Origin of the sequence: Flavobacterium branchiophilum NBRC 15030 = ATCC 35035, assembly GCF_002217205.1 — a bacterium.
GTDB classification, from domain to species: domain Bacteria; phylum Bacteroidota; class Bacteroidia; order Flavobacteriales; family Flavobacteriaceae; genus Flavobacterium; species Flavobacterium branchiophilum.
The window spans coordinates 1-13,699 of sequence record NZ_MUGT01000169.1 but is presented as its reverse complement, the minus strand read 5'-3'; the positions used below and the strand labels follow the sequence as shown (position 1 = coordinate 13,699).

Sequence of the window (13,699 nt, the reverse complement as noted above, 5' to 3'; positions counted from 1 at the left end):
AATATATTTGGTATAACCAGATTTTTAAAATTTCAAAATTCATTTATTAATTAAAATTTGTTACGCTTAATGAAACTTAATTTCTTAATGGTTTAATTTTTTTACAGAAACATTTTTTTAAACGTTTATTTTTAACAACCATGATACAGGAAAAAATAATCTTCGGAATTGATAGAAAAGAGATAAGCCATTTTACTTCTATCGAATTGCATCAAACCATCAACCACCACCATCGTTTCAAAATTGCGGTTCCCCATTCGGTTGTTGAATCGCCACGAGCTTTTACCATGCAAAATGCCCAAAATTGGCTCGGAAAAGTAGTGCATATTCAGTTAGAAAAACACAACGATTTCCTGGGAATCATCACCAATATTCAATACACACAAGAGTTAGGTCATGTGGGAAGCCAAATAGTACTAACAGGCTATTCCAAAACCATCTTGCTCGAATCGGGACAAAAACTACACTCTTGGGAAGATACCACTTTGCAGGATATGATTAGAGAAGTCATCAAACAAGGTGCCGACGAACAACTCCAAAACGACATTCAACCCGAATTTACACATAAAATCGACTACCAAACCCAATATGCCGAAACCGATTTTCAGTACATCCAACGATTGGCCAAAACCTACAACGAATGGCTGTTTTATGATGGCGAAAAACTGTTTTTTGGCAAACCCAAAAAAGAGGGCAAACGCATTAAACTAACCTACAATAAAGATTTATACAACCTCAACATTTCGGTGCAAGCCACTGCCAGCCAGTTTAGTGGATTTACTTATAATGAAACCTACAACAAACTTTACAAAGTACAAACCCAAAACAAAGTTGAAGGACTGCCCATGCTAGGCAACCAAGCCTTTGATGCCAGCGAAAGACTCTACTCTACTCCATCTTTTGAATATGGGCGCATTCCTACAGGAGATGAAGCTTTTCTTGAAACCCTACTCAAAAAACGCCAAGAAGCCGCTATGGCAGATGCCAATTACATTACGGCAACCAGTAGTAACAACCATTTACGAATAGGTACAATTGTAGAAATAGAATCTACTCAAGCTCTATCGCCAGCCGAGGCATTAGCCAAAGGACTCAACCAAAGCCAAGTACATTACAAAACCGAAGGTATAGGTACTTACATTATTACCGAAATCACCCACAAAGCCACAGATATTGGCGAATATGAAAACAGTTTTAAAGCCTTACCTGCTTTTATCAAAAAACTACCCGAGCCACAAATTGCGTTTCCAAAAGCCGAAGTGCAACAAGCCATCGTAATAGACAATGCCGACCCAAAAAACCAAGGCAGAATCCGTGTGAAAATGTTATGGCAACAAACCAAAAACCTCCGCACGCCTTGGCTTCGGGTCATGACACCAGATGCCGGAACCAGTGGCGAAGTCTCTAAAAACCGAGGTATGGTTTTTATTCCTGAAATTGGCGACCATGTAATGCTGGGCTTCCGCTACAATGACCCAAACAGACCTTTTGTAATGGGGAGTTTGTTTAATGGGACAACGGGCGCAGGCGGAAGTTCAAAAAACCATCTGAAAAGTATTTTCACACGAGGAGGAAGTACGATTACTTTTAATGAATTGGAGAATAGCATTTTAGTTAAAGACCCAAGCGGGAACACTTGGTTTATGGATGGAGCTGGGAATATTAGTGTTACTGCGCCAAAGAACATCACTATGAATGCTGGGGAAAATATTAGTATGACGGCAGGTATGAATATTACTAATACTGCTGGAGTGGATTTTTCATTGTCAGCAGGTGCCAATGTAAACATTCTAGCTGGATTAATGAAAAATGTAATAGTTGGAGCTAATTATCTTGTAAATGTAATGGGTAGTTTGTTGGAGATAATCAAAGGAAACCGAGAGTCTGAAACAAGTGAACGAAAAGAAATTGCAAAGTCTGCACAATTTAGTGCAACAGAAAAAGATATTGTTGTAAACTCAACAAAAACAGTTTTAAAAAATAGTGGCGAAACCTCTAATGCACATTAATTATGGGTATTACTAGAATAGTTGAAGGAGACTTAATAAACACATCGACTTCGATGAATTTATCAGCTAACGATGGAAACTACGAATTTCACGCCGCTGGTAAAAACAGATGGCAAGGAGATGAAAACGGAATTATTGAGGGCAATTACGAACCACCGAGCAAGGAAAACAGCCTATCAAACAGTATAAATGTTAGGTTAAACTTGTTTTTTGATGGTACTACGAATAACAAAACCAATACCGAAGCTAGAAATGAAAGTTCTAAAAACCATGAAACTTATATAAAAGAAGGCAATAAAAACGACGACAGTTTTGAAAACGATTACACCAATGTAGCTCGTGGGTTTGATGCGGTTGACCAGAGTGCCGAAAATCAAATTAGGGTTTATATAGAAGGGATTGGTACCGAAGATTTAAAAAGCGATAGTGTTGCAAATGGCGTTATGAGAGGCGAAGGCGATACAGGAGTTAAAGCCAAGGTAACCAAAGGTTGTTTGGATGCGGCTGTGGAAATGAGTAAAAAGGGATACAATGGCAAAGACATCGATATATTGTATGTAAATGTTTTTGGATTTAGCCGAGGAGCAACTGCTGCTAGACATTTTATTCATGTAGCAAGTAAGAATGTTAAGTATGAAAACAAAGGTGAGGTTAAAGGTGGTAAAAGAAAATATGGAATTGTTCCCGAATATAACTTTTTATACTTTTCTAAAAATCCTTATTGGTTTGATCTAGAACTAATAGATAGCGTTTTTATAGATAAGTATGGATATTTTGGAGCCTGCCTATTAAGCAAAGGAATGAAGATTAAAGAAATTCGATTTAATTTTGTAGGTATTTATGATACTGTAGCTTCTTATGGGTTAGACCATAGAGGTGGGTTATTGATAGATAATGATACCAAACAATTAAATTTAGATGCTATTTCTAAAGCCAAATATATTTTTCATTTAGCTTCAGACGATGAATATAGAGACAATTTTGATTTAACTAACATCAATTCGGCTGGATTGAATGGTTTAGAACTTACTTTACCTGGAGTACACTCAGATATTGGCGGTTCCTATCTTAATAATGTGTTAGAAACTTCTGTAATAGACAATCACGAATGTGGTATTGATGAGGAAGTGAAGGATTACATTAAAAAAAGATATGAAAAAGATTATGATGCCTTTAAAAAAATAGTGGTTGAAGAAGGCTGGTATTTAGAAAAACAATTAACAAAAGAATTTTTTTACGAAAAAGATTTAGACAAGTTTAGCTCTTGGTATTCCAATGCCTACCAACACAACTATGGCTTAATTGGCAGGAGAAAACTATTTAACACCTACGACAAAATTTCGTTAAAATTGATGCTTGAAAGTTCTAAAGCACATGGCGATGTGGTTTATTTAAATTCTAGTTTAAATGATAATAAAATTGATGACAATTTTATTAATACTATTTACAACCAATTGTTAGGTTATATAAATGCTTGTATTGACATTCGAAATCTGTTTGTTAAAGAATATAATAACAACATTTCTCAGGCAAATTTTGATGCTTTATCAAAGCAGTATATTCAAGAAATTAAAAAAGAACATTACAGCCGCTATGTTGAGTTAGAAGATTTAAAAACACTGCGCAATCAATACCTTCACTGGTCTGCCAAGGATAATCGTATTGGTTTAGAACCAATAAAAACAGGAGCTTTACCACAAAACGAACGTAAAAGAAACATACAAGATGGTTAAAAAAATCAAAATACTAGCATTAATTTTATTATCCCAATTAAATACCCAATGCCAAATGATGGAACAAACACCCGAATTTCAAGTTGAAATAACACATCCTAATCCTAAATATTTAATTACTCCAGTTTTTGATTACATCAAAACCCTCGAAGGCACCCCAGCAGGTTTGCCTTATGGTAGTAGCAGTGGTAGTTGGGCAACATCAGGTTCAAGTTGGACAGCACAAAAAGGAACACCCATAGGATTTGAGATTACTTATTATTCCAGATATGAAAACAAGTATTACTATATCAATCAAGATTTTGATCTTAAAAAAATACAAGAAATGACCAATCGTTGTTATCCTTGGATGGATGAAAGACTAGATGAACCTGTAAAAGAATATCTTCCTAAAGCAGAATATGATTCAGATTTTGAAAAATATAGATACGTATATGGCCCTTTTGACCGAATCATTTTTGGTTTTGCCCCACAGGGCATGGTAGTAGTTTGGTGTGGTTATGGACCTAATAGAATAGAGTTAGATCGCTACCAAGCCATCGAAGTAACCGATGAAAAGCGACTGGCTATTTGTAAGAATAAGTATATAGCAACCTACAGAATTAGCCAAAGACGATACGAGGAAGCAATAGAGGAGTTAAAAATCCCCAATGCTTCACCCGAGTTGTGGGACAATTACCGAAAAAGATTCAATTGGAATTACAAAGTAACCTCTGAAAATGCAGCTTTTAGGTTTTTTGAATTTGAAATAGACAGCTACAATGGCGAGATTATAAGTAATTTTTCACCCTATATTTTAAATCCAAAGATGCAATCTCGTGCTATCCCATCATTTGTAATGATTTGTTGGGAAACCAGTGCAAAAGAAAGATTTTTGAGTCGTGTGTTTTTCAATTGGGAAAAAACAAACGCGTTACTAAAAAATGCAGGAGAAAACAATACGTTTCAATTTCATATCAACAAAGAAAGCAGTAAGATAGAAGTATTATTAAACAATAATCCAATAGAGGTAGATAGTGTTCGGATTTATCCAAGCCATTTACGCTTTAGAGATTCTTATACGGATTAAATGTAGCGAAGTTTACACCAAACGAGGCATGGTTTTCATCCCAGAAATTGGCGACCACGTCATGCTAGGATTTAGATACAACGACCCAAACAGACCTTTTGTAATGGGGAGTTTGTTTAATGGGACGAGTGGAAAAGGCGGGCAAGATAAAAATCATCTGAAAAGCATTTTTACTCGTGGCGGTAGTACGATTACTTTTAACGAACTCGACAATAGTATTTTAGTTAAAGACCCAAGCGGGAACACTTGGTTTATGGATGGGAAGGGGAATATTACGGTTACAGCACCGAATGACATTACGCTAAACGCAGGAGCTAACATCACCATGACGGCGGGGCAAAACATCACTACAACAGCAGGAATTAATATTTCTGAAAGTGCAGGCATGAACAAAACAGAAAGCGTTGGAGTACTTAAAACACTCACAGTTGGAACTGATTATATAACCATTGTAATGGGGAAAATGGTGGAGTTTATCACTGGAAATAAAGAAAGTAAAGTGGAGAAGGATAGACAAAGGATTGTAAATGGAGCATCTACAATTCATAGTGAAAAAAATAATAATTTTCATTCTCAAGAAGAAATTCAACATAATTCTACTGAAAAATCTAAACAGTTTTAAATTATGAGTAAAGAATCTTATATTGGAGGTGATTACATAGAGTGGACAGGTGGAAAAAATGAAGAGTATGCAAAAGTCATTCGTATATCATCTAATGAACAGAATAATTTTACTGCAAAAAAAGAAATAACTTATGGAAAGTATCAAGACCCACCTGAAGAGGAAAGAGAAAAAACAGATGTTGAAATCGTAATGTATGAAACAGATGGGCACTACAGTACTGTATATTTAATTTGCTTAATGTTGGGAGTAAGTGAAGAAAACGCATTAGAATTAGCTATCGCAGCAGAAAATCCAGATACTGACGTTCATAGTGAAACCGATTTTGAATTAGATGATACTTGGAGTGATGCTGAATATCAAGAATCAATACACGCATTAACTGGTGGTTTTCATGGTGTTGAAGAATTTTTTACTGCTATAAAAATATTATACACTTCAAATAGTAACATTACAAAAATAGGCGAATTATTACATCGATTAGGAGATTCTTATGCTCATTCTAAAATAGATAATATAGTCCCCGAGGATTTAGATACTTATAATTTAAGTGAGCATCCGGAAAATGAGAAGAAAGCAATAAAAAGTTGGAAAGGTATTAAAGGAGAAAATCTAGGAGAAAAAATAACACCTTGGTTAACTTTTTTTAACTATTACATGAAAAAATATCCTGATTTTTTAACAAACAAAACCACACAAAAGAAAGCATTGCACGGAAAAGATTTAAATGAGTCTCTCAGAGATATTTATCTACTAAAGCCCTCAGATAAGTATATTATGTATGGTGGAGAAAAAATTCCAGTTGTAGGTGGGACTGCTGATCATTTTAGTTCAGACAAGGGTTATCCTGATTTAATTTATATGCGACCAGATTGGTATTTGACTTATGTGAAAAATTTATCTTGGATTTTGGCAACGAAGTATAAAAAAAACTTGAATAATTTTGACATTGATACTTTCAAAAAAATGGTCAAATTTGCAACAGAAAACAAATGTACAATGAAAGGTATAATAGATTATGAAATTGCAAAAAAGCGAAATAAAAAAGAAGTAATTATTCCTGTCTTCTATTCTAATCCCGATAGATTTTTTGCCTCAATTGATGCAGTTAAAAATTCGGATTATTATAAAACAGCAACAGAAGTAGTCGATAATACGAAAAAATATATTACTCTAGATAGTAAAAATGTGGTTCTTGTAGATAAAGTAAAAGGAAGCCCTAAAGTTAATTTTTCAACAGGTTTTTTTAACACTTTGGCATTTAAAATTAAATTTGAATAATTATGAAATTAAAAATTATAAAATACATTATCATTTGTTATTTTTTGAGTATTATTTTAGGAAGTATCTTTTATTCATTTGCACACAAAAATTATTCATTAGCTAATGCACTCTTTTTTGCAGCCTCTATCAAAATGCAATTAATCTTTTCAATAATTAATCTTTTTATTCTTTTTATAAATAAAAAAAATTATTACTATTTAGGTTCATTAGTATTCTTTATACCTCAATTAATTACTGTAACTTTTCTTTTATCACTAGGAGGTTATTCAAAAGACTCTACTTTAACTTTTTACCTTCCATTTTTTATAGTCCAAACACTTTTCTATTTTAAAGTAAAAAAAATGTTTTCAGATTTGGACGATTAAATAAATATACTTTTCTAAACCCAGCAAGCCATCGTGATAGACAATTCGACCCCCAAAAACCAAGGCAGAATAAGAGTGAAAATGCTTTGGCAACAAACCAAAAACCTACGCACCCCATGGCTTCGTGTAATGACACCAGATGCAGGCACCAGCAGCGAAGTCTCCAAAAACCGAGGCATGGTTTTTATTCCAGAAGTAGGCGACCACGTCATGCTAGGCTTCCGCTACAACGACCCCAATAGACCTTTTGTAATGGGAAGCTTGTTTAATGGTCAAACAGGCGCAGGCGGACAGGAGAAAAACCATTTGAAAAGTATTTTCACCCGTGGTGGTAGTACGATTACTTTTAATGAATTAGAAACTAGTATTTTGGTAAAAGACCCTTCTGGCAATACTTGGTTTATGGATGGTGCTGGGAATATTAGTGTTACGGCACCGAATGATATAACCATAACCGCAGGGGCAAATATTACAATGACGGCAGGGCAAAACATCACTACAACAGCAGCCCTAAATATTTCTGAAAGCGCAGGCGTAAACAAAGCTACAACAGTGGGAGCTTTAAATACTATGTTTGTTGGTGGCGATAGTATGATGAATGTCATGGGGAAATTGACAGAGATGATTGAGGGGGATGTAGAAACACATACTAAACAGGAAATGCTTGTTAATAGCAAGAAAGGAGTAACATACAATTCTGAAGGAACAATTGATAAGCACTCTCAAAAAGAAGTAAAAATAAATAGTGCCGAGAAATCTAAACAATTTTAGACTATGACAAAAGTTAGAACTTCGGGAGGAAAAATAACAGTAACTATTGGAGGAGATTTTAAAACCTACGCCAAAGAAGACATTATATATAATTCACAAAAAACAATAAGTTTTACAGGAAAAGAAAATGGAATTACTCATGGAAATCCTGAAAACCTCGAGTTTACCATTGAAGAGAGTGAAGATTATAAATTAGAATCTAAGTTTGCTTTAGAACAGCTTTTTGAATTTGCAAAAAAAGACAGTAAAGCTATGTTTTGCTTTTGGATGGCTGATATTTTTGGATCTGACATACCTTTAAATGCTTATGAGCAACTTTATAAAGATGCAAGCGATAAAAAAGATAGTATAAACCCAAAAATTACAGTTGCAAAATTTGTCCCAGGCTTTGGCGCTACGTATTACTCTGGAATATATAAAAACGGAAAGCCAATTGATGATGAAAACAAAAAATATAAAAACCACATCATAATATCCGAAGATTTTATTACTAAAGCAATAGATAAAAATCTTCATCAAAAGCTATTAATGATTGCATTGGTAGAAGAGTTTGGTCATCATTTAGATTATCTATTGCGATATGAATATTCTAAAGTAAAAGGTGATGCTAGCAAAGATGAAGGTGCCAAATATACTGCGAAAATGAACCGGAAGTATAAACGTTATCTGATAGATCCTTTTAAAGTAAAAGAGCAGCATTATGCAACTGCCACCATAAAAAAGAAAGAAACAAAATTAATTTGGGATTTTGCTGACCTTAACGAAAAACTAAATGAATATGTAGATAATAGAACCGAAAAAGACGATAACTATTTTGCTGGTTTTGAATTTTTTGGCGCAGGTATGGGTGATGATTTACATGGTTTAGGGCATCAAGCCATTGAAAAAGTTGGATTAGAGGGTATATTTGATGATCAAGTCAAACAGAAAATATATTTAGGTAATTGGATGCGAGATTTTTCTCAATTTGTTGATCCAATGGTGGTTCGTCCAATGGCTAATGCATTAGATGCAATAAGTGAGGAACATAAAACAAAAGTAAACAAAGCACAAGAAAAATTAACCAAAGAGGAAATATTAAAACTCATTTCTGAAAACAATGTTACTATTAATGATAAACGAACATTAAATTTACCGATAAATATTAATATAACTGAAGCTAGATTAGATTGGGAACTTACATCAATAAACCCAGTTAAGTTAAGCAGAGAAGGTATTACTAGCCTTGTGGAATTATTGGCAGTAAAAGAATTTGGGCAAATTAAAAACAAAGGCAAAACGCCCGATGAAATACCCAACTATGACATTGCGTTAAAGAATTTCAGAAAGAATTTTTTAAAGATTACTCCCGATGTTTTGGGGGTTTATCGCCCTGAAGAGCATATTGATAACCCTGCGGCTCTTGTCCCGAAAAGTGGCGCTAAACCCAACTTAAACAATCAGCTTGATCCCGCTTTTGTTAAAGATCCTAATGAGTTACAATATCAAAATTCTACTTTTGGTACCAAAAACTATATTCGTGGAAATGGTAGCGAACCTTTTCCTAGTGCTTACGATTGTTTTAAAAAATACATTACAAGCGCCTTAAGTAAAGGCCCTAATATTAAAGGATTCACAGACTTAGGTGCAGCATTGCATATTCTCGAAGATTTATATGCACACAGCAATTTTAGTGAAATTGCTGTTATGAAGGTATATGATCCCGAAGTTTTTCCTTGGGTAAATCTTCCAACAAGCTGTAAGAAAGGAACTTTAAAAGACCACAAAGCAGATTTTAGTTCCAACAAGCATGTACATAATTCTGTAATTAAAGATAGAAGCAAAATAAACTACAATGTTATTGATAATCCAGAATTACAGTCTAATGCTGTTAAAAAATTTTTAAAGTATAATCCTACAAGAAAAGCACAAGATTATTATAATGCTATTGGAAGCACAACAGAGAACAAAGGACTATACTATTCTCATGCAGAGTGTGCGCCTTTGGTTACGGGAAGTTTTGGCCCATTGGATACTTTGGCAAGTATAGCTCCAAAAATAAACAATAAAATATTTTCGATTACGGTAGAAGAGCAAGAATCAATGCGAGAAGGCGAAAGGACTTTTACGGATAGTTTAATATACGAATTATTAAAAGACATTTCGGGTTCTCAAGCACAAGATACCAAAGAAAAAAATGCTGCTTATAAAGGAACAGATGATAATAAATATTCTGAAACCTTTAAGCAATATTTACTACTACGTGATGCTTATGTGTCTGAACATTGGTATTTGGCTGGTTTTTCTTTTGCAGATGTTTTAAAAGGTTTTGGTATTTTCGATTATATTACCCAATATGTAAAAGTAATCCAAAGTGTATTATATCATTTTTTGAGTTTAGCCGCCATCAACTTAATAGACGATTACCAAACATTAGAATTACAACAATTAAAAGACCTAGAAAATGGCACTTGGAAAGTAGATAAATATGGACCAACCCATACTCAATTAGCAAAAGACAAAGGCATACAACCCTTGCATCATTTGGCAGTGTTGTTGGCTGAAAATGCAATAAGAAAAATAGGTTTTTACGTAAATGATTATTGGGAGAAAAAAAATCCTAATTCTTTAAATAAAGTTTTTGAATTGGCAGATGAATTTTTTAGACATCCAGGGCAGACCAGTTGGGCAGACCAAATAGTTTATGATTGGTGCAAACAAAACTTATTCAATAAAGGCAGGGTACTTATAGCCCACGAAGCTAGCGTTGTTATATATGGTATTTATCAAGGACACCGAGAGGTACAAGAATTGTTTGACGAGTTGTACACACTTAATTTTTGGAACTCTAGCGATGACGGTTATAAGACAGAGTTTGATATATTATTTCGTGAACAAGCTAAAAAATGGAACGAAGTGCAAAAGCGCCTTTTTGAAGTATGGCAAAGCAATAAGTTTATAGAAGCATACAAACAATCTGGAAAATCAGATAAATTGGATGAAAATAAATTGGATGAAAAATTAAATGAAGAAAAGAAATTATGGGAAACAAAAAACAAAAAATAAAGAACTTATTTTACCTTATTCTATTACTAATATTCAACTCCTGTAACTTTTTTTCTCAAACCAAAGTAGAAGATGAAGAGATAAACTGGGAAGAAACACCTTTTGTATTTGATGGATACAAAATGTATTACAAAGGCAAAGAGTTTATAATAAACGATGTGTTTAAAAATTATGAAAAAACATTCGGAAAGAATTATAGAATTGAAGATGGTCCTTATAGTAGTTCTTCGGGTAGTGTAATTACTTATGATGATATAAGTATTATGCTGGTACGAAAATCCAAACATGAAGGCTTTGGATTAACAGATACTATTTCTGCAATAAAGATTGTTTTTGACTATGAGCCTCCTAAATACTTTCCGTCATGGACATCTAAAGCAAGACCAAAAAAATTTTATGATAAAAAAATCATAGTAAATGGTGTAAAAATTAATTTAGGCAAAGGTGGTATGAGTATTTCGGAAATCAATAGCAAATTAAAAAGAACAGGAAATAATTCGCCATTGTTTGAAAACGGGCATCCTTTCAAGACTGATTATGAATGTACATATTGGATTAATGACGACCTAGAAGACCGAAGAAGAGTTACATATATTATTCATTGGGACTTTGACAAAGATATTGGTGATGAGTTAACAATTTCTAGAGACTGGTAAATTGAAAAATTATGGAAAACCAAAAAATAAAAAATATAGGATACTTAATTATATTAATATTATTCAATTCGTGTAATTTTTTTTCTCAATCTAAAGAAAATCAAGAGATAAACTGGGAGGAAACCCCTTTTGTATTTGATGGATACAAAATGTATTACAAAGGAAAAGAGTTTATAATAAACGATGTGTTTGAAAATTATGAAAAAACATTCGGAAAGAATTATAGAATTGAAAACGGCAATTATAGTAGTTCATCAGGTAGAGTTATTACTTATGATCATATAGGTATTATGATGGTACGAAAATTTAAACATGAAGGTTTTGGATTAACAGACACTATCTCTGCTATAAAAATTGTTTTTGATTTTGATAAAATAGAGTTACAAGTAGAGGATCCTATTCAAGCGCTTAATAAAGCAAGACCAAAAAAGTTTTATGACAAAAAAATCATAGTAAATGGTGTAAAAATTAATTTAGGCAAAGGCGGTATGAGTATTTCGGAAATCAATAGCAAATTAAAAAGAACAGGAAATAATTCGCCATTGTTTGAAAATGGACATCCTTTCAAAAGTTTTTACTATTGCAACAATTGGCTTAATGATGACCCAGAAGACCAAAGAAGAGTTTCATATATTATTCATTGGGACTTTGACAAAGAGATTGGTGATGAGTTAGAAATTTCTAGAGACTGGTAAAATGTAGCACTATGAAAAAGCAAAAAATAAAAAGCTTATTTTACCTTATTCTATTACTAATATTCAACTCCTGTAATTTTTTTTCTCAATCTAAAGAAAATCAAGAGATAAACTGGGAGGAAACCCCTTTTGTATTTGATGGATACAAAATGTATTACAAAGGCAAAGAGTTTATTATAAATGATGTGTTTAAAAATTATGAAAAAACATTTGGAAAAAATTATAGAGCTAATGGCGATTTAGCAGTTTATACTTACGATGATATAAGTATTATGATGGTAAGAAAAGGAGATGAAATAACGGGTTTTGGAACTACAGATACTATTTCTGCTATAAAAATTGTTTTTGATTTTAACAAAATAGAATTAAATCCGAATGATCCTATTCAAGCCCTTAATAAAGTAAGACCAAAAAAGTTTTATGACAAAAAAATCATAGTAAATGGTGTAAAAATTAATTTAGGCAAAGGCGGTATGAGTATTTCAGAAATCAATAGCAAATTAAAAAGAACAGGAAATAATTCGCCTTTGTTTGAAAACGGGCATCCTTTCAAAAGTTTTTACGAATGTACAAATTGGTTTAATAATGATGAAGAGGACCGTAGAAGAGTTACTTATAATATCCATTGGGACTTTGACAAAGATATCGGCGATGAGTTTGAAATTTCTGGTGAATGATAAAATTGAAAAAATAATGAAAACAATAAATATTAATCTAAAAACAAATAAAATGAAAAAGATAAGTGTTTTAATAAGTTTTTTACTACTAACCGCTTGTATGAGTAAAGAAGAAAAATTAAAAAAAGCGGAAGAAGAAGGTAACGAACTAGTTTCTGTAAATGCAAAATTAGTTGATGGGGCTGGAAAAGCTTTACAAAAAGAAGGTAAAGAAGCGGTAGAAAGCGCTTCCAAAGGAATTGGCGAATTGATAAAAGGAGTTGATTCTGGAGTAAAAGAAAGCATCAATTTTTCAAAAGTAATTTCTGAACCAACCTTTCAACAAAATTTTGAAGAATGTAAAGCTGAGAAAGTTTATGGTTCGGATGCTGAAAAAATAAAAAAAGTTAATGTTTATCTAATAGCTAAAAATGATTTTAAAGGAAAATTAATACTCAAAGCATTTGATGCTAATAAAAAAGAAATAGGTAGAAGTAGCATAGAAGTTTCAATTAAAAAAGAAGATGCAAAATATGTAGACTTTTTATTTGATGTGGTCTAGCCCCCTATAAATCGGACTTTTTAATTTATGTTGTTGCAAATATACAAAAACTGTTTATATCTTTGCCATGCAAGGAACAAACGACCGGCGAGTTTTACACCGATGTTTGAAGAAATGTCTCAGCGCTGACCATTTCGTTTTTATTAAAATTTAGTTCATCCGCCAAAAAAGGCGGAATCACTAAATTTTGCAAGGAACTGCACTTCCAGCTCGTATTGCCCGATATTTGATG

The 13,699-nt window shown here is 33.0% G+C and carries 12 protein-coding genes; all 12 read left to right on the top strand.

Annotated elements, in window-relative coordinates; all coding sequences use genetic code 11:
- Positions 1–140: 140 nt before the first annotated feature.
- From B0A58_RS15145 to B0A58_RS15090, 12 genes are read left to right on the top strand one after another with little or no spacing between them, the layout of a single operon-like run.
- A complete protein-coding gene (locus B0A58_RS15145; protein ID WP_089081739.1) occupies positions 141–2,009 on the top strand; it encodes a type VI secretion system Vgr family protein in 1,869 nt (622 codons plus the stop codon).
- Positions 2,010–2,011: 2 nt separating this feature from the next.
- On the top strand, positions 2,012–3,742 hold the full coding sequence (locus tag B0A58_RS15140) for a phospholipase effector Tle1 domain-containing protein (protein WP_089081738.1): 1,731 nt from the start codon (positions 2,012–2,014) through the stop codon (positions 3,740–3,742).
- A gap of 55 nt (positions 3,743–3,797) precedes the next feature.
- Positions 3,798–4,811, top strand: coding sequence for a DUF2931 family protein (locus B0A58_RS15135; RefSeq protein ID WP_185740237.1), 1,014 nt, complete (start codon positions 3,798–3,800; stop codon positions 4,809–4,811).
- A 28-nt stretch (positions 4,812–4,839) separates the two neighbouring features.
- Positions 4,840–5,433, top strand: a complete 594-nt coding sequence (locus tag B0A58_RS15130) for a phage baseplate assembly protein V (RefSeq protein ID WP_089081736.1) — start codon at positions 4,840–4,842, stop codon at positions 5,431–5,433.
- 3 nt (positions 5,434–5,436) lie between these two features.
- Positions 5,437–6,714, top strand: coding sequence for a hypothetical protein (locus B0A58_RS15125; protein WP_089081735.1), 1,278 nt, complete (start codon positions 5,437–5,439; stop codon positions 6,712–6,714).
- Between the two features lie 2 nt (positions 6,715–6,716).
- A complete protein-coding gene (locus B0A58_RS15120) occupies positions 6,717–7,082 on the top strand; it encodes a hypothetical protein (RefSeq protein ID WP_089081734.1) in 366 nt (121 codons plus the stop codon).
- 33 nt (positions 7,083–7,115) lie between these two features.
- A complete protein-coding gene (locus tag B0A58_RS15115; RefSeq protein WP_089081733.1) occupies positions 7,116–7,853 on the top strand; it encodes a phage baseplate assembly protein V in 738 nt (245 codons plus the stop codon).
- A 3-nt stretch (positions 7,854–7,856) separates the two neighbouring features.
- On the top strand, positions 7,857–10,898 hold the full coding sequence (locus B0A58_RS15110; RefSeq protein WP_089081732.1) for an HET-C-related protein: 3,042 nt from the start codon (positions 7,857–7,859) through the stop codon (positions 10,896–10,898).
- A complete protein-coding gene (locus B0A58_RS15105; protein ID WP_089081731.1) occupies positions 10,874–11,554 on the top strand; it encodes a DUF7738 domain-containing protein in 681 nt (226 codons plus the stop codon). The genes B0A58_RS15110 and B0A58_RS15105 overlap by 25 nt, the downstream gene beginning before the upstream one ends.
- Positions 11,555–11,565: 11 nt before the next feature.
- Positions 11,566–12,249, top strand: coding sequence for a DUF7738 domain-containing protein (locus B0A58_RS15100; protein WP_089081730.1), 684 nt, complete (start codon positions 11,566–11,568; stop codon positions 12,247–12,249).
- Between the two features lie 11 nt (positions 12,250–12,260).
- Entirely contained in the window at positions 12,261–12,926 is a 666-nt protein-coding gene (locus B0A58_RS15095) for a DUF7738 domain-containing protein (RefSeq protein ID WP_133063166.1), read from the top strand.
- A 16-nt stretch (positions 12,927–12,942) separates the two neighbouring features.
- Positions 12,943–13,467 carry a hypothetical protein gene (locus B0A58_RS15090; protein WP_133063165.1) on the top strand — a complete coding sequence of 175 codons (525 nt, stop codon included), beginning with the start codon at positions 12,943–12,945 and terminating at the stop codon, positions 13,465–13,467.
- Positions 13,468–13,699: the final 232 nt, after the last annotated feature.